Source organism: Amycolatopsis sp. NPDC001319 (genome assembly GCF_042896185.1).
GTDB lineage: Bacteria > Actinomycetota > Actinomycetes > Mycobacteriales > Pseudonocardiaceae > Amycolatopsis.
In genome coordinates this window covers 43,735-59,042 of the sequence record NZ_JBIAWY010000012.1, presented here as the reverse complement: position 1 = coordinate 59,042, position 15,308 = coordinate 43,735, and the positions used below count along the sequence as shown (strand labels likewise).

Here is a 15,308-nt window from a genome sequence, read left to right as displayed (position 1 = left end):
GGTGACAGAGCGCGAAAACGCGCCGGGGAAGCCCTCTCCCCGGCGCGTCCGGACCGTGTCCGATCAGCGTTCGACCGGGTCAGCGGGTCTTGGCGGCCTTGCCGCCGACCTTGGGTTTCGCCTTCTTCTCGCGCACGCGCACGTTCACCCGCACGGGGCTGCCCTCGAAACCGAAGCGCTCGCGGAACTTGCGTTCGATGAACCGTCGGTAACCGGCTTCCAGGAAACCGGTGGTGAAAAGAACGAGCGTCGGCGGGCGGATGCCGGCCTGCGTGGCGAAGAGCACCTTCGGCTGCTTGCCGCTGCGCACCGGCGGCGGCGTGGCCGCGATGAGGTCCGACAGCCACCCGTTGAGCTGGCCGGTGGGCACGCGCTGGTCCCACGACTTCAGCGCCGTCCGCAGCGCCGGCGCGAGCTTGCGTACGGACCGGCCGGTGAGCGCGGAGATGTTCACCTTCTCCGCCCACGGCACACGGACCAGGCCGCGGTCGAGCTCGCGCACCATCGCGTGGCGGCGGTCCTCGTCCACGAGGTCCCACTTGTTGAAGGCGAGCACGAGCGAGCGGCCCGCCTCGACGACCATCGTGAGCACCCGCAGGTCCTGCTCGGACAGCGGCTCGGCGGCGTCGAGCATCACGATCGCGACCTCGGCCGCGTCGATCGCCGTCTTGGTGCGCAGGGAGGCGTAGTACTCGGCGCCGTTGGCGGAGTTCACGCGCTTGCGCAGGCCGGCCGTGTCCACGAACCGCCAGATCTCGCCGTCGAGGTCGACCAGCGAGTCGACCGGGTCGACGGTGGTGCCGGCCACGGAGTCGACGACCGAACGCTGCTCGCCCGAGAGCTTGTTGAGCAGGCTCGACTTGCCCACGTTCGGCTTGCCGACGAGCGCGACGCGGCGCGGCCCGGTGCTCACGGTGCCGGCTTCGCGCGGCGCGGTGGGCAGGGCCTCGATGATCGCGTCGAGCAGGTCGCCCGAGCTGCGCCCGTGCAGGGCGCTGACCGGGTGCGGTTCGCCCAGGCCGAGCCGCCACAGCGACGCGGTGTCGGCGAGCAGCCGGTCGTCGTCCACCTTGTTGGCGGCCAGCAGCACCGGCTTCTTCGAGCGCCGCAGCACGCGGGCCACGGCCTCGTCGGTGGCCGTGGCGCCCACGGACGCGTCGAGCACGAGCAGCACGGCGTCGGCCGTCTGCATCGCGATCTCCGCCTGCGCCGCCACCGACGCCTGCAGGCCGGTCGCGTCGGGCTCCCAGCCGCCGGTGTCGACGAGCGTGAACCGACGGCCGCCCCAGTACGCGTCGTAGGCGACGCGGTCGCGCGTCACGCCCGGCACGTCCTGCACCACGGCCTCGCGCCGGCCGAGGATGCGGTTGACCAGCGTGGACTTGCCCACGTTGGGCCTGCCCACGACGGCCAGCACCGGCTGCGCGAGGTTCGCCTCCTCGGCGGCGCCCTCCGCCTCGATCTGCGCGTCGAGCGCGGCGAACTCGGTCTCGTCGGACCAGGTGCCGTCGATCTCTCCGGCACCTTCGAACCCGGCGTCAGTGGCGCCGTCAAACCCTGTCATCGTGTTCCCACTTCACCTACGGCGAGCCGATTCGGTTCTCGGCGCGCCAATCGTCCAAAGTCTTCACGAGCCCCGCGAGCTGCAGGCGCAGCTCCTCGGTGCCCTCTTCCAGGCCGGTCCGGCCCGGGCCCACCTTCGGCGTGAACGGCTCCCCCACGAGGATGTCCACGCGCGGGCGCCAGCGCCGCTTCCCGTCCGCGGGCTTCAGCGTGCCCCGCGTCGCGACCGGCAGCACGGCCGCCCCGGCGGCGCGGACCAGCCAGGCCGCGCCCTTCTCGGCCACGCCGACGTCGCCGGCGCCCCGGGTGCCCTCGGGGAAGATGCCGACGACCCCGCCGGCCTTCAGCACGCCGACCGCCGTCATCAGCGGGGTGCGGTCGATCTCGCCCCGCTTGACGGGGATCTGGCCGATCGCCCGCAGGAACCGCCCGGCCGCGCCCTTGAACATCTCGGCCTTGACCAGGAACGCCGAACGCCGCGGGAGCATTCCGAAGATCAGCTGCGGCTCGATCATGGAGCTGTGGTTGGCGATCACCACGACCGGGCCGGCATCCGGCATCCGGTCGCGCCCGTGCACGCGGATCCGGAAGGCCGACCGCAGATGGTACCGGGCGAACACCCGCCCGGCGTCGTGCAGGAGGCCGTTCGCACCCTCGGGGAGAGCGCCACCGGTCATGCGCGCGCCTCGGCCCCGGCTCCGGCCGGGCAGTCGTCGAGCAGGCCGCGGCGGCAGGCCAGCTCGGACAGCGCGACGATCACCTGGTCGATGGACAGCTCCGAGGTGTCGACGGGCACGGCGTCCTCGGCCGCGCGCAGCGGCGACGTCGCGCGCGTGGAGTCGAGGCGGTCACGGCGTTCGACGGACTGGCGGGCGGCCGCGACGCTCGTCTCGCGCCCGGCGGCGCTGTCCTGCCCGCTGCGGCGCGCGGCACGGACGTCGGCCGACGCGGTGAGGTAGACCTTGAGCGGCGACTCGGGCGCCACGACCGTGCCGATGTCCCGGCCTTCCACGACGATGCCGCCGGTGGCGGCCAGCACGTCGGCGATGATCCGGCGCTGGCGCGCCACGAGCAGCTCGCGCACCTGCGGCACGGCGGAGACGGCCGACACGGCCTGCGTGACCTCGGGCCCGCGGATGTCGGCGGCCACGTCCTCGTCGCCGAGGCGGACCTCGGGGCGCTCGGGGCTGGTGCCGATGCTGAAGTGCACGTCGTGGGCGAGGTGACCGACGGCGTCGGTGTCGGCCGGGTCGGTGCCCGCGCGCAGCACGGCGAGCGTCACGAGCCGGTACATCGCGCCGGTGTCGAGGTAGCCCGCGCCGAGCCGGTCGGCGAGCTTGCGCGCGACCGTGGTCTTGCCGGTTCCCGACGGGCCGTCCAGCGCGACCACACCACGTAGGGCTCCCGTCACCGAAACTCTCCTCGCGTTCGTCGTGCTCTGCGTGATCGGCGTTCATTCTGCCCGCCGCCCGGCACGGCCGGTGAGGCGGCTCTGCCGGGCTGTTCGGCCGGGTCCGGCAACCCGCCCGGCGGCGCGCCCGGCGGGCCGGTCAGCCACCGAAGCGCGACAACGGCACGGCCGGGCGCCCCCACGGCGAAGGCTCGGTCGCCGGCGACCAGATCTAGCAACGCTAGACAAACTAGCGTCACCAAGTTACCGTTGGCAGTGTTCCTAGCAACGCTAGATTCCTGGAGGATCCTGTGATCGTCACCGCCTACGTCATCGCCGGAATCGTCGCGATCGGCATCATCTACGTGGGATTGAGCTACCTGCTGGCGCCGGAGAAGACCGCCGCCGGCTTCGGCCTCGCCACGATCCCGACCGGCACGACGGCGTTCTTCCACATCAAGGGCGTGCGCGACATCGCGTCCGGGCTGGTGGTGGGCGTGGCGATGCTCGCGGGCGGCCCGCACGTCCTCGGCTGGATCCTGCTCGCCGAGGCGTTCATCCCCGTGGGCGACATGCTGATCATCCTGCGCCACAAGGGAAGCCGGGCGATCGCGTTCTCCGTCCACGGCGCGACGGCGGCCGTCATGGTCGTCGCCACGCTCCTGCTTGAGCTCTCCTGACCGGCGGCGCTACGGGGACTGCGCCACGGCGAGTGGCGCAGTCGGTCAGCGGGTGCGGTCCAGCCAGCCGCTGATGCGGTTGTTGAGCTCCTTCGGCCGCTCGACGAGCATGAAGTGGCCGACGCCCTCGATCAGCTCGGACTCGGAGCCCGGCCCGCCGAACTCCTTGACCCGCTCGACCTGGGCCGCGGTCATGCCGTGGCAGCCGTCGGTGGTGCCGTGCAGGTAGAGCAGCGGCTGGGGCGCGCTGCCACCCCACGCGGCGGCCTGCTCGGCGACCCACTCGGGCGTCCCGAACCGCGTCGGGTCGAACTGGCCCCAGTAGTAGCCCAGCGCGGCGTGCAGGTGGTCGGGGTCGGCGAGCGCGGCGCGCAGGTAGCCCAGGTCTTCGTCGGCCGGGTAGCCGGGCGACCAGTCGCCCCAGATGTCGCGGATGAACGCGAAGTCGTCCTGGCGGATCCGGTCCTCGATCACCCGCTGCATCTGGAAGTACCAGAAGTAGAAGCTGCGCTTGATCTGCGCGTAGGTGCCCAGGTTCTCGCCGAAGATCTCGAACGGCGGGATGTTGAGGATCACCGCGCGGCCCCACAGCTCGGGAGCCCGCCCGAGCGCGCCCCACGCCCCGACCGCGCCCCAGTCGTGCGCGACCAGCAGCGCGTCCGGGCCACCGCCGAGCGCGCGGGTCAGCGCGATCTGGTCGGCGACCATCACGCTGGAGTGCACGAAGTGGCGCAGCGGCGGCAGTTCCGTCGGCGCGAACCCGCGCACGAACGGCGCGACCGCGTGGAACCCGGCCGCGGCGAGCGCGGGCAGCAGGTGCCGGTAGGTGAACGGGGTGTCCGGGAACCCGTGCATGCACAACGCGAGCGGACCCTCACCCGCCTCGAGGTACTCGAACGTGATCCCGTTCGCGGTGACGCGCCCGCGTGCGAACTCGGCCATCGTGGCCTCCTCCCACCACGGGGAACCCTAGGCGCGCCCGGCCGCGGTGCTCCAGACCTCGTGCGGGGCGGGAATTTCACCGGGACGCCGCGGCCGGCGGTGGTCGTGACCACTCGTCTGCCGAAGCTCGCCCGAGCCTCGCGAATCGGACAATGGGTTACCGTGGCCGGTGTGAACGTGGAAGTGACTCCCCTGCCCGGAATCGGGGTCCGGAAGGACTTCGCCACGCGTGCGGGACGGCGCATCGGCGTCGTGACCCAGCGGGACGGCAAGATCGAGCTGATCGTGTCCAAGGCCGACGACGTCGACGCCTGCCTCGCCTCGCTGCCGCTCACCGCGGACGAGGCCGGCGCGCTGGCCAACCTGCTCGGCGCACCGCAGCTCGTCGCGCAGCTCACCGAAGAACACCGCGAGCTGCCGGGCATCCACACCCGCCAGCTGCCGATCACCGAGGACGGGCCGTTCGACGGCCGCACGCTCGGCGACACGGCGATGCGCACGCGCACGAGCGTGTCGGTGGTCGCGGTGGCGCGCGCGGGCCAGGTGCACCCGTCGCCGACGCCCGACTTCACCTTCACCGCCGGCGACCTGCTGGTCGCGGTCGGGACGTCCGAAGGTCTGGACGCCGCCGCCAAGATCCTCAAGCAAGGCTGATGGACCACACCGCGCTGTCCCTGATCGAACTCGGCGGGGTCTTCTTCGTGCTCGGCGTGCTGGGCAGGCTCGCCGGCCGGATCGGGCTCTCCCCCATCCCGCTCTACCTCCTCGGCGGCCTGTGCTTCGGCTCCGGCGGCCTGATCCCGCTCACCGACATCGGCGACTTCACGCACCTGGCCAGCGAGATCGGCGTGGTGCTGCTGCTCCTGCTGCTGGGCCTGGAGTACTCGGCGGCGGAGCTGTTCACGGGCCTGCGCCGCTCGTGGACGGCGGGCATGCTCGACATCGTGCTCAACGCGGTGCCCGGCGCGGCCGTGGCGCTATTGCTGGGCTGGGGCCCGATCGGCGCGATCGTGATGGCGGGCGTCACCTACATCTCGTCGTCCGGCATCGTCGCGAAGGTGCTCGGCGACCTCGGCCGCCTCGGTAACCGCGAAACGCCGGTGGTGCTGTCGATCCTGGTGTTCGAGGACCTCGTGATGGCCCTGTACCTGCCGATCCTCACGGCGATCCTCGGCGGCGTCAGCTTCCTCGGCGGCCTCGAAGCGGTCGGCATCTCGCTCATGGTGATCACCGTGGTGCTGGTGATCGCGCTGAAGTTCGGCCGCTACGTCTCCGCCATCGTGGACAGCGACGACCGCGAGGTGTTCCTGCTCAAGATCCTCGGCGCCGCGCTGCTCGTGGCCGGCCTGGCGTCGGCGATGCAGGTCTCGGCCGCCGTCGGTGCGTTCCTGCTCGGCATCGCCGTGTCCGGCTCGACCGCCCACAACGCCACGCGCCTGCTCGAACCCCTGCGCGACCTGTTCGCAGCGGTGTTCTTCGTGGTGTTCGGCCTGAACACCGACCCGGCGTCGATCCCGCCGGTGCTCGGCTGGGCCGTGGTGCTGGCCGTGGTGACCACGCTCACGAAGGTCGCCACCGGCTGGTGGGCCGCGCGAAGACAGGGCATCGGCCGCCTGGGCCGCGCCCGCGCCGGCGCGGCACTGGTGGCGCGCGGCGAATTCTCCATCGTCATCGCCGGCCTGGCCGTCACCGCGGGCGCGGTCGACGGCGAACTCGCCGCACTGGCCACGGCCTACGTGCTCCTCATGGCCATCCTCGGCCCCACCGCGGCCCGCATCGTCGAGCCGATCGCCAAGGCTGTGCAACGGAAACCCCGGACCCAGCACAGCGAAGCACCCGCGTGAGCCGCGCTCAGCACCTATGACGCCTTACTGCGTCTGTGTCGTACGCAGGCTCTCGGTCAGCGCGTGCAGGGACTTGGTGCGGGGCAGTGCGTAGATCTCTTCCCTGACCCGCTCGGCCCCGGCGGCACCGTAGACGCGGCTCAGAAGGCTCGTTGCCTTGGCCAGCCGCTCCTCATCGGTCACCGGGACTTCGGGCGTACCACGCGGGTGGATGACCGTGCGGGAGACGACACGGCCGTTGCCGAGCTCGACGCGCACTGTGCCGGCCCGACCGGTGGGCTTGTGCACGTCGAGCTCGGGGTCGTGCGAGACGCTGATCCGGTCCATCAGTGGCCGGAGGGTGCCGAGGTCCAGCAAACCTTCGTCATCGAGCGCGCCGAACCGGATGGCCGCGGCCACCGTCGCCCGAGCGCTGAACCGGGCATCCAGGTCGTTCTTCGGCTCGGCGCAGTCGATCGCCATGCCCTCGTCGAAGATCCGCACGTCGACCCGGCGTACGTCGTCCTCGCCGAAGCGCTCCTCCGCCAGCAGGGCGGACACCGCGTCGTTCACGCCGTGCAAGTGCGCACACGAGGGGTGGAGTTTAAAGTAGCCGTTCACGATCTCATAGCTCGCCCAGGTCCCGTCCGCGACACCGTCGAGCATCGCCTCGGCGTGGAAGTCCTCGGCCAGGAACGGCCCGTAGAACGAGCTCAAGGCCCCGGGCCGCGCCGTCAGACCGGCCGCGGCTCCGCGGGCCACGTTGAGCGCTGTCGTGCAGGCCGTCGCGGGGTAGAGATGGTGGAGCGTGGCGCCGGACGTGGTGGTCCAGCGGTCGAAATGGAGACCGAGCGAGGCGGCGCCGTCGATGCCGGCCGCGACCGCTCGGTCATCGGCCCCGCTCACCAGCGAGGTCGCCGCTCCGGCGGCGCCGACGGTCACCCAGTTGCCGATGTCGTGGAGGTGGCCGGGCACGCCCCCGATGCCGAGCCCGATGCGAGCCGCCAGCTCGTAACCACCGACGAACGCGTTGAGGAACTCCCGAGCTCCCACCTGTCGCTCCTCGCCGAGACCCAGCAGGACGGCGGCGACCTGGATGGCGGGGTGCCCCTTCATCCTCGAGTAGCCGTCCTGCCGCTGGAGCACCGAGATCGTGGCACCGTTCAGCAGCACGGCGTCCTGGACGCCTGCGCCACGGCTCTCCCCGAACACGGTGCTCGGTCCCGCGGCCGGCGCGACGGAGCCGCGCAGCGCCCGCATGTCCGGATGGGCGGAGCCGGCGGCCATGACGGCGACCGAGTCGAGCAGGAGGTCGAGCGCACTGACCTGCGCGGCCGCCGGAACGGTGTCCCAGCTCGTGGTGGCCACCGCCCGAGCCAGCTGTCCGACGACGTCCGCAGACGCCTCGGTCGGCCCGCCGTTCGTCGACCCGTCACTCACCATCGGAGTCCGTCCCTCCTGTCGGCCGGAGCAGGCGGGCGAGGCCGCCGAGGTTCGAGTGGGCCGGGAGCGCACCCAGCCACTCTCGCAGCGGGTGCACGAGTTCGGCCGACCTGCCGTGGGTCACCAGCTGGTCGAACTTCTCGTCGATGACCGCCTCTGGATAGGGGTTGTCGAAGCCGCCCGGGGCACGATCCTCCACTTCGGACAGACGTCGCCCGTCGGTGGTGAGCACTTCCACGCGTGCGGTGCGGACGGCCGGCTGCACCCGGGTGTAGTCCGGGTCTTCGACGACCCGGATCCGCGAGGCCAGGGCGCGAACCTCGTCATCCGCCACGACGTCTCCCCGGTAGGCCTCCAGCCCGTTGTGGCCGAGCACGGCCTGCACGGCCACGTTGTAGGGAATGGAGTGCTTGCCGGCGAACCCGTTCGCCGGGGCCGTCTCGTCGAGGCGCGTCGCGGGGGCGTAAGTGAACACGGTGACCTGCTCGATGTCGGCGCTCGTCACGCCGGTGCGGGCCACGAGCTTGCCCATGGCCTCGATGGGAGCGTGGTTCCAGCGGCTGCAGGCATGCAGCTTGAAGTAGTTCTCCAGGATCAGCCACCGCTGTCCGAGACCATCGCCGAGCACGGAGGGCTCGAAGTGCTCGCCGAGTACCTGGCCGTAGACGGTTTCCAAGGCCTGCGTCTCACCGGTGACGCCGCCGCGGGCGGCGTGCGCGCCCAGCACACCCGCGGCCGACGACACGCCGGTCAGCAGATTGCGCACGGTGGCTCCCATGTTGGCCGCCCGCTGCGTCGAAGCGGGGGTCATCGCCGCCGCCACGCGAACGGTCTCGATGATCTCGGCGACCGAGAACCCCGCAGCCGGGCGACGCCGGCGGCGGCTCCGACGACCATGGCGGTGCCGAAGGGGTGGACCGGGGCTCGGAGCGTCAGCGCAAGCCCGGCCCGCACAGCCGTCTCGTAGGCAGCGACGAAAGCCACCAGGAACTCCCGGCCGCTGCTGCCCAGCTCCTCGGCGGTGGCGAGGACCGCGGGCAGCACATGCGCCGAGGGGTGGTTCGTCGCCCACTGGTTGCCTTCGTCGAGCTCGTAGGTGACGAACGCCTGGCCGTTGAGCAGCGCGGCCGCATAGGACGTCGTGCCCTCCCCGGTCGCCAGCACCGTTGCGGCGCCAGGGCCTCCGATGGCCAGCGCTGCCTGCGCCGCACCGGCCACCTCATTCTCGGCGCCGGCGCCGAGGCCTGCTGCGACGGTGTCCGAGACGATGCGGACGGCCTGCTCGACGACTTCCTCCGGAAGGTCCTCGTAGCGGAGCCCGCCGACCCACTCGGCCGCTGCATCCAGTGTCATCGCGACATCTCCTTCGGTCGATCGGAAACGGCCGGGACGGATCAGAGCCGGTGGGCGATCGCGTCGGCGAGGGCCTGCAGGCTCCTGCCGTCCGGGAGCAGGTCCGCGGTCGTCAGGGCCTGCACCACCGGGTCGAGCACGTCGCCGGGAAGGAACGGCCCGACGTTGCCACGGAACTTCGCCACGATCTCGTCGACGGAGAGCGGATCGCTCGGGTTGCCCCGCGCGTTGCGCACCTGCGCGGTCCCCGAAGAGTCCGCGGTGACGACGGTGACCCGCGCCGGCCGCTCGGCCGGGAGAGCGCCGGTGTACTCCGCCACCTCGACCAGCCGGACCTTGGCGGCCAGGTCCACGACGTCGGGCCGCTCGAACTGCCCGGGCAGGAAGCCGCCGGCGTCCAGGTGCCCGTCGACGACGACGGACGCCGCGCAGCGCGGCACCGAAAACCGTGCGTGCAGGTCGGACTCGCTGCCGAGGCTGTCGAGTGAGGCGGCGAAGGCGAACGTCTCGATCACGATCTCGGTGATGGAGGCCGGCTTCGGCGAGCCGGCGCGCACGAGTGCCTCCCGCAGCGCGTCCAGTGCCGGGTGGACCCAGCGGGCGCAGGCGTAGGGCTTGAGATAGCTGTCCGCGACCCGCCAGCGTCGGCCGAGCCCGCCGCCGATCTCCTCGGCATCCGCGTCGGTGGTGACCACGCCCCCGTAGAGCGTGGCGAGCAGCCCCGGGTCGGCCTCGTGGCCGGCGGCGGCCAGCCGGGCGGCGAGCGCGCCGTAGTAGGAGCCGAGCCCGGTCCAGACGTTGCGCACCGTGCCGCCCTGCATCGGCACGGCCAGCGTGGCGGCGAGTGGCAGTGAGCCGGCCAGCTCGATGGCCCGGGCGGTGGTGGGCGCGTCGGCGCCGGTCAGCGCCGACGCCGCGACCGCGGCCCCGATGGGGCCGTGGATACCGTGCGGGTGCAGACCGGGGCGCAGTGAAGTGCCGGCGCCGAAGCGCAGCCCCACCTCGCAGCCCAGCACGAACGCGCGGACGGCGGCCACGTCGTCCACACCCTGGCGGCTCAGTGCGTGCAGCAGCGCCGGCAGCACGTGGGGCGCCGGGTGTGCGGTCGGTACCGGCGGGATGCGGCCGCCGGCCGGGTGGAACGACCCACCCGAGTCGGCGTCGAGCCAGGTGGCCGCCGCGCCGAGCGTCGTCAGCCGCCCGAACGGGGCGGACTCGTCGGCGGCTTCGGCGCCGAGCAGGGCACCGAGACCGTGCACGGCCGGGTAACGCAGTCCGCCGAGCAGGGCGCCCAGCGAGTCCAGCAGCAACAGCCGGCCGAAATCCCAGATCTGCGCGGGAATCGCTGCCACGGGCGTCGAGGCGAACTCGCCGAGCGCATCTACATCCAGGTCCAAGGTCTGCATCCTCGCTCCTTCTTACTCGGGTTGCTCGCGGTCGGTCCGCGGTGCCGGTACGAGACCCACCGGCGCACGTCAGCTCGCCGGCTGGGCCGTCGCCAGCCCGGCCCGCAGCGCGCCGGCCGTCTGCGCCAACCGGCGCTCGACGCCCGCAGTGGCACCGGCGATGACGACCCCCTCGATGCCCAGAGTGGCAAGGGGCCGCAGCCGGGCGGCGAGGGCCGCGGGGTCGCCGGTCAGCACGAATCGGTCACGGATCAGCGAGTCGATCTCCGGGTCGGCGTCGCGGGCGCCCGCCGACTCCGAGGTGCCGTGGCGGCGGTAGTCGTGGGCCGAGGCCACCGCGGCGACCCGGGCGACGAGCTCCGGCGCGATGCCGTACCAGTCGGGCGACTTGGTGATCCGTGCCGCGCAGGAGCCCAAGATCGGGGCTGCGCCTGCTGCCGCTTCGTCGTCGGTGTCGGTCACCACCGCGCGCAGGAACAGCCAGCAGCGGACGTCAGGGCGCCGGGCCCGCGCGATACCGACGGCGCGTTCGATCACGGCAGGCTCGACGCCCACGTCGAGCAGTACCCCACCGAGGATCGCGCTGGTCTGCTCGATGGTCCGTGGGCCCGACGCGGCACCGAGCACCGGCCCGAACCCGCCGGGCAGCTGGGCCGACAGCTCGTCGAGTCGAGCGCGAAGCTGCTCCAGCAGGACGCGATAGGAAGAGAGCGACGGGATCGGGAGCCCCTCGTTGCGCAGTGAACTCTCGCCCCGTGCGACCGCCAGCAACGTCCGGCCGGGGTGCTGGCCCGCAAGCGTCGCGAGGGCTTGGGCGACCACGCTCGGATGGTGCAGCCCGAGCCCCATCACGCACGGCCCGGACAAGGCGGCCGTGGTGCGGGTCAGCACCTGTCCGGCCGTCAGGAACGGGTCCGGGAACAGCCGTGGGCTGTCCGCGAACCCGACACCGTCGACGCCGTCGCCCAGCGCGGTTCTCGCCGCGGCGAGATGGTCGAGCACGCCGTGCGGCCGGGCGAGGTTCAGCAGGAGCCTCGGCTCTGCGCCGCTCACCGGATCGACTCCAGCAGGTCCGCGACCGTGCCGGTGACGCCGGCTGCCGGTACCGCGTGACCGGCCGCCACCGACAACGTATGCGCGACGCTGCCCGCCATCGGCGTGGCCACCTCGGCGGGGAGGGTGGCGGCGAGCCAGCCCGAAGCTGCGCCGTGCCCTGCCCACAGGGGCGAGGAAGCGCGCCGCTCCGGGCCGGGAGTGAGCACGGTGAGACTGGCTGCCAGGTCCAGAACCCGTTCCAGCCCCTCTCCCTCCGCAGGTCCGGCGAATGCCGCCGCCGTCGCGGCGCAGAGCGTCGCCAGGGTCGGTAAGGCGGCCGCCGGAGAGTCGTCGGTCAGGAGACCCGCGGCGAGGCTGCGCACGCAGCTGCCGGCGGCGACCGCGCGCGCGACGCGGTCGAGGCCGGCCGAGGCCGCGTCCGCGGCCGCCAGGGCGGCCAGCAGCGGAGCCCAGTCGAGGTCGGGGCGCGCACCGTCGAGCCGGGCTCCGTTCCACAGCAAGGCCGGATAGGCGGGCGCGACGAGGCCGGTGCCGAGCAGAGGGAAGCCGCCGGCCGTCGCGATCTCCTCGGCCCAGGACGCCAGCACGCCCTCGGGTGCTCCGGCGGAGAGCGTGCGCAGCTCGCCGACTGCGATCGGCGCCGCGGCCTCCAGCGCGTAGACCGCGTGCGCGGCCCGCGCGAGCTCACCGGTGAGCCCTGGCGCCGGTGGGGTGAGGATGCCCGCCTGGGTCACGACCGGTTCCTGTCCACGGTGACGCTGTCGGTGATGAGGTAGAACCGGAAGTCCGTCCGACCGCCCGGTCCCCGCTCGGCGGGCAGCGGGTTGTCCGCGAACCAGTCGCGGTAGGCCTGATACGCCGCCTCGTCCGCGAAGTGCATCTCCGCGATCCGGTAGAACATCATGCTCGGCGGAACCGCGGCGGTCCCTCCCGACGCCGTCGTCACCGGACGAAGCACCTTGTTGAACACGATCCGGTCGAGGTTCGGGTTGGCGAGCAGGTCGGGCGCGTGCACGTCGAAAAGCCAGCGCTCGTACTCCTGCTCGCTCACGCCCTCGACGATGTCGTACCCCAGGATCGCCTTGATCACGTGTCCGTCCTCCGTGGTGTGATGGTCCAGCTGAACGCCTGCGCGCCCGTCCCGAAGCCCTCGAGCCGGACCCGGCGTGGTTCGATCCGCACTCCGGCGAAGTTGGCGTCGAGGTCGGCCCGGTCCCGCAACGGCGCCTTCGTGTGGCCCGCGGCTCGCAGCCGCGTCGTGTGCCGGTCGTAGACCTCCCAGGTGGCCTTCGCGTCCAGCGGCCGCGCGACGCCGCGGACGAAGACCACCCGCGGGATCGTCAGGCCGAGGTCGAAGGTCCACGGCGAGTCGTTGACCGAGTCGTCGGCCGGCGTGCCACCCCAGATCGCCAGCACCCGGTCGTCGTGGCGGAGCTGCTCGACTCTGCGGTGGGTCCGGCGCTGCACCAGTTCGACGGCCCAGTCGTCGGTCAGGAACGCGCTGGTGGTCCGTCCGACCAGGGCGCCGCCCGCGCCGTGGGTGACCAGCTGGGCGAATCCGGCCTCGTGCCGCACGAAGTCCAGTGCCCGGGACCGGGCGGCCGCCTCGTCGGTCATGCCGTGGTGTCCGAGCCCGCCGCGCGGTGTTCCGCCGCCACGGCCGTGGCGGCGAGGTAGGCCAGTCCGAAGGCGGGCAGGAGGCCGTTGCCGGCCAGGTAGCCCGAGGCGCCGTGCCCCGAAATCCCGGCGGCCGCGCCACCTGAGGCGTAGAGGCCGGGAATGGGCCGGTCGTCGCCGTCGACGACACGTGCCGACCCGTCCACGACCAGGCCGCCCTGGGTGTGGAAGAGAGCCGGCACCACCTTCACCGCGGCGTACGGCGGCTCGAGCGGTGCCTCGTAGTCGCGGCCGAACCGGTCGGGGATCTCGCCTCGCGCCGCCCGCGCGGACTCGTCGAGCTCGGCGGCGACGGCATCTTCGGGCAGGCCCGTCGCGACGGCGAGCGCCCGCGCGTCGTCGGCCCACACTTCGGCGCCGGACTCGACGGTCTGCCGGAAGTCCGTGAACGGCATGCACAGTTCGTGCACCCGGCGGTCGAACACGACCCAGCCGGTCGCCTCCGGCCGGGCCGCCAGGGAGGGGCCGAATTCGGAGTAGCCGGTGGTCTCCTTGGCGAAGCGGCGGCCCGTGGTGTCCAGCATGACGGCGCCGTGCATGATCGTGGCCCAGCCCAGCAACGTCGAGGACTTCGCCGCCAGCGCTCCGTGGCCCTGATAGGCGTCCAGGAACCCGGTCGCGGCGCCCAGCCGGGAGCCGATCCGGAGCGCATCGCCGCGCGACGTTTCGCTGCCGTGGTATGTGGCCGTGGCGATCTCCGGCATGTGCTCGGCGACCAGCTCGTGATCGGCACCGTAACCGTTGGTGGCGAGCAGGACGGCCGGGGTCTCGATGCGCTCCTCGTCGGCGTTCGGGTCGGTGACCACGACCGCGGCGACCCGGCCCTCGGCGTCCAGCTCGACGTCGGTGAGCCGGGCCGGCACCAGGAAATCGATCCGCGGGTGGGCCCGCGCCTGCCGGGCCAGGTGGTCGATGAGCACGGTGCCGTGCCGCTCGGGGATGGTGTGGCAGCGGTCCACGGAATGCCCCGGGTAGTGCATGTCGGTCATCAGCGAGATCTCTAGGCCGGCCTCGTCGGCCAGCCACTCGACGAGCTCGCCGCTGACGGCGGCCAGCGCCCGGGCGAGCCGCTGGTCGCCGGTGCCCTTGGTCTTGCGGTCGACGTCGCCGGCGAACACCTCGACCGAGTCCTCGATCCCCTGCTCCCGCTGCCAGCGGCTGTTCACGCCCGGCACCATCGCCGTGCACATCGACGTGTTGTTGCCGCGAAGGAAGTGCTCGCTCACCTCGACCACGAGGACGTCGAGGCCGAGCTGGGCGGCGCGAAGGGCAGCGATGAGCCCACCACCGGCACCCGCGACGACGAGGTCGGGTCCCTGTGCGCTCATCGGCCCGCTCCCGCCGCGACCAGTTCGAGGGCGCGCAGCACGGGGTCGAACACCGGCACCGCCGAGGGGTGCGCTGGATCGACGTCGACGGCGGAGCAGCCGTTGAGCAGCGTGCGGGCCCCCTTCGCGGCCAGCACCTCGGCCGCCTCGTCGAGGCGCTGCTGCCACCCCGGCCCTTCACTGATCGAGTCGAAGGGCAGGTCGAGGATCTCGATCTGCCCGAGCCACCGCTCCCAGCCGTAAGCGGCCGCAACCCGGCGTATCTCGGCGGCGATGGCCTCGTTGCGGACCACCGCGCCCATCGGCGCCGCGAGCGCGGCCGCGAGGGCCAGGTTGAGCTTGAGGATGCCGACCACCGGACGGTCGGTCTCCTCTTGCAGCCGGGCGACCGCGGGGTCGAGCACGCAGTCGGCCATCAGGACGTCGTACCCCGCGGGGGCGGCGGCGAGGGCCTGGTGGACGTAGTCGTCCGAACGTGCGATGTCCTCGGCGTTGTCGAGCTGCTCGGGCGCACCCTGCGCCAGATCGTGCAGTTCGACGATCACGCCGGCCGGGCTGATGGCGTCGTAACGTTGTTGTCGCCGCGCCAGTTCCTCGACGCCGACGTGCAGGGGTGTGGTCGCGAAGATCCGCATGGGTGGTGGCTC

At 72.6% G+C, this 15,308-nt stretch carries 17 protein-coding genes; 3 read left to right on the top strand and 14 right to left on the bottom strand.

Going from position 1 to position 15,308, the window contains the following annotated elements:
* Positions 1–79: 79 nt before the first annotated feature.
* The 3 genes from der to cmk are packed head-to-tail and all read right to left on the bottom strand — an operon-like array spanning position 80 to position 2,953.
* On the bottom strand, positions 80–1,564 hold the full coding sequence (der, locus tag ACFY1H_RS37240) for a ribosome biogenesis GTPase Der (protein ID WP_366588553.1): 1,485 nt from the start codon (positions 1,562–1,564) through the stop codon (positions 80–82).
* 16 nt (positions 1,565–1,580) lie between these two features.
* Positions 1,581–2,240, bottom strand: coding sequence for a lysophospholipid acyltransferase family protein (locus ACFY1H_RS37235; RefSeq protein ID WP_386954396.1), 660 nt, complete (start codon positions 2,238–2,240; stop codon positions 1,581–1,583).
* The gene (gene cmk, locus ACFY1H_RS37230) at positions 2,237–2,953 is read right to left on the bottom strand and encodes a (d)CMP kinase (RefSeq protein WP_366588569.1); all 717 of its coding nucleotides are present in this window, start codon (positions 2,951–2,953) and stop codon (positions 2,237–2,239) included. Before cmk ends, ACFY1H_RS37235 begins: the two co-directional genes overlap by 4 nt.
* A gap of 311 nt (positions 2,954–3,264) precedes the next feature.
* Between cmk and ACFY1H_RS37225 the strand changes: the two genes are divergently transcribed.
* Positions 3,265–3,633 (top strand): DUF4267 domain-containing protein, encoded by a 369-nt coding sequence (locus ACFY1H_RS37225; RefSeq protein ID WP_366588548.1) that lies wholly within the window; start codon positions 3,265–3,267, stop codon positions 3,631–3,633.
* Between the two features lie 45 nt (positions 3,634–3,678).
* Here ACFY1H_RS37225 and ACFY1H_RS37220 read toward each other — a convergent pair whose 3' ends face one another.
* Positions 3,679–4,575 (bottom strand): alpha/beta fold hydrolase, encoded by an 897-nt coding sequence (locus ACFY1H_RS37220; RefSeq protein ID WP_386954393.1) that lies wholly within the window; start codon positions 4,573–4,575, stop codon positions 3,679–3,681.
* Between the two features lie 171 nt (positions 4,576–4,746).
* Here ACFY1H_RS37220 and ACFY1H_RS37215 point away from each other — a divergent pair, with 171 nt between their 5' ends.
* Positions 4,747–5,229, top strand: a complete 483-nt coding sequence (locus ACFY1H_RS37215) for a cation:proton antiporter regulatory subunit (RefSeq protein ID WP_364177619.1) — start codon at positions 4,747–4,749, stop codon at positions 5,227–5,229.
* On the top strand, positions 5,229–6,419 hold the full coding sequence (locus tag ACFY1H_RS37210; protein WP_386954389.1) for a cation:proton antiporter: 1,191 nt from the start codon (positions 5,229–5,231) through the stop codon (positions 6,417–6,419). The genes ACFY1H_RS37215 and ACFY1H_RS37210 overlap by 1 nt, the downstream gene beginning before the upstream one ends.
* A gap of 24 nt (positions 6,420–6,443) precedes the next feature.
* Here the strand turns inward: ACFY1H_RS37210 and ACFY1H_RS37205 are convergent, their stop codons facing one another.
* The 10 genes from ACFY1H_RS37205 to ACFY1H_RS37160 form a co-directional block, all read right to left on the bottom strand.
* Positions 6,444–7,841: an MmgE/PrpD family protein gene (locus ACFY1H_RS37205; protein WP_366588540.1), complete on the bottom strand. Its 1,398-nt coding sequence runs from the start codon at positions 7,839–7,841 to the stop codon at positions 6,444–6,446.
* Positions 7,831–8,652 (bottom strand): MmgE/PrpD family protein, encoded by an 822-nt coding sequence (locus ACFY1H_RS37200; RefSeq protein ID WP_386954386.1) that lies wholly within the window; start codon positions 8,650–8,652, stop codon positions 7,831–7,833. The genes ACFY1H_RS37205 and ACFY1H_RS37200 overlap by 11 nt, the downstream gene beginning before the upstream one ends.
* Positions 8,649–9,194, bottom strand: a complete 546-nt coding sequence (locus tag ACFY1H_RS37195) for an MmgE/PrpD family protein (protein WP_386954383.1) — start codon at positions 9,192–9,194, stop codon at positions 8,649–8,651. Before ACFY1H_RS37195 ends, ACFY1H_RS37200 begins: the two co-directional genes overlap by 4 nt.
* Before the next feature lie 41 nt (positions 9,195–9,235).
* Positions 9,236–10,600 carry an MmgE/PrpD family protein gene (locus ACFY1H_RS37190; RefSeq protein ID WP_386954380.1) on the bottom strand — a complete coding sequence of 455 codons (1,365 nt, stop codon included), beginning with the start codon at positions 10,598–10,600 and terminating at the stop codon, positions 9,236–9,238.
* A gap of 69 nt (positions 10,601–10,669) precedes the next feature.
* Positions 10,670–11,653, bottom strand: coding sequence for an LLM class flavin-dependent oxidoreductase (locus ACFY1H_RS37185; protein WP_386954378.1), 984 nt, complete (start codon positions 11,651–11,653; stop codon positions 10,670–10,672).
* Positions 11,650–12,390: a hypothetical protein gene (locus tag ACFY1H_RS37180; protein WP_386954375.1), complete on the bottom strand. Its 741-nt coding sequence runs from the start codon at positions 12,388–12,390 to the stop codon at positions 11,650–11,652. The genes ACFY1H_RS37185 and ACFY1H_RS37180 overlap by 4 nt, the downstream gene beginning before the upstream one ends.
* Entirely contained in the window at positions 12,387–12,746 is a 360-nt protein-coding gene (locus tag ACFY1H_RS37175; protein ID WP_220241905.1) for an EthD domain-containing protein, read from the bottom strand. The genes ACFY1H_RS37180 and ACFY1H_RS37175 overlap by 4 nt, the downstream gene beginning before the upstream one ends.
* A complete protein-coding gene (locus ACFY1H_RS37170) occupies positions 12,743–13,273 on the bottom strand; it encodes a hypothetical protein (RefSeq protein WP_220241906.1) in 531 nt (176 codons plus the stop codon). The genes ACFY1H_RS37175 and ACFY1H_RS37170 overlap by 4 nt, the downstream gene beginning before the upstream one ends.
* Positions 13,270–14,661: an FAD-binding protein gene (locus ACFY1H_RS37165; protein WP_386954371.1), complete on the bottom strand. Its 1,392-nt coding sequence runs from the start codon at positions 14,659–14,661 to the stop codon at positions 13,270–13,272. The genes ACFY1H_RS37170 and ACFY1H_RS37165 overlap by 4 nt, the downstream gene beginning before the upstream one ends.
* A complete protein-coding gene (locus tag ACFY1H_RS37160) occupies positions 14,658–15,296 on the bottom strand; it encodes an aspartate/glutamate racemase family protein (RefSeq protein ID WP_386954369.1) in 639 nt (212 codons plus the stop codon). Before ACFY1H_RS37160 ends, ACFY1H_RS37165 begins: the two co-directional genes overlap by 4 nt.
* Between the last annotated feature and the right edge of the window lie 12 nt (positions 15,297–15,308).

Excerpts from the sequence above, each read along its gene's own strand:
- ACFY1H_RS37160 (WP_386954369.1), bottom strand. The coding sequence starts at position 15,296 with ATGCGGATCTTCGCGACCACACCCCTGCACGTCGGCGTCGAGGAACTG.
- ACFY1H_RS37170 (WP_220241906.1), bottom strand. The coding sequence starts at position 13,273 with ATGACCGACGAGGCGGCCGCCCGGTCCCGGGCACTGGACTTCGTGCGG.
- ACFY1H_RS37190 (WP_386954380.1), bottom strand. The coding sequence starts at position 10,600 with ATGCAGACCTTGGACCTGGATGTAGATGCGCTCGGCGAGTTCGCCTCG.
- der (WP_366588553.1), bottom strand. The coding sequence starts at position 1,564 with ATGACAGGGTTTGACGGCGCCACTGACGCCGGGTTCGAAGGTGCCGGA.
- ACFY1H_RS37210 (WP_386954389.1), top strand. The coding sequence starts at position 5,229 with ATGGACCACACCGCGCTGTCCCTGATCGAACTCGGCGGGGTCTTCTTC.
- ACFY1H_RS37165 (WP_386954371.1), bottom strand. The coding sequence starts at position 14,661 with ATGAGCGCACAGGGACCCGACCTCGTCGTCGCGGGTGCCGGTGGTGGG.
- ACFY1H_RS37195 (WP_386954383.1), bottom strand. The coding sequence starts at position 9,194 with ATGACACTGGATGCAGCGGCCGAGTGGGTCGGCGGGCTCCGCTACGAG.
- ACFY1H_RS37220 (WP_386954393.1), bottom strand. The coding sequence starts at position 4,575 with ATGGCCGAGTTCGCACGCGGGCGCGTCACCGCGAACGGGATCACGTTC.
- ACFY1H_RS37205 (WP_366588540.1), bottom strand. The coding sequence starts at position 7,841 with ATGGTGAGTGACGGGTCGACGAACGGCGGGCCGACCGAGGCGTCTGCG.
- ACFY1H_RS37235 (WP_386954396.1), bottom strand. The coding sequence starts at position 2,240 with ATGACCGGTGGCGCTCTCCCCGAGGGTGCGAACGGCCTCCTGCACGAC.
- ACFY1H_RS37200 (WP_386954386.1), bottom strand. The coding sequence starts at position 8,652 with ATGACCCCCGCTTCGACGCAGCGGGCGGCCAACATGGGAGCCACCGTG.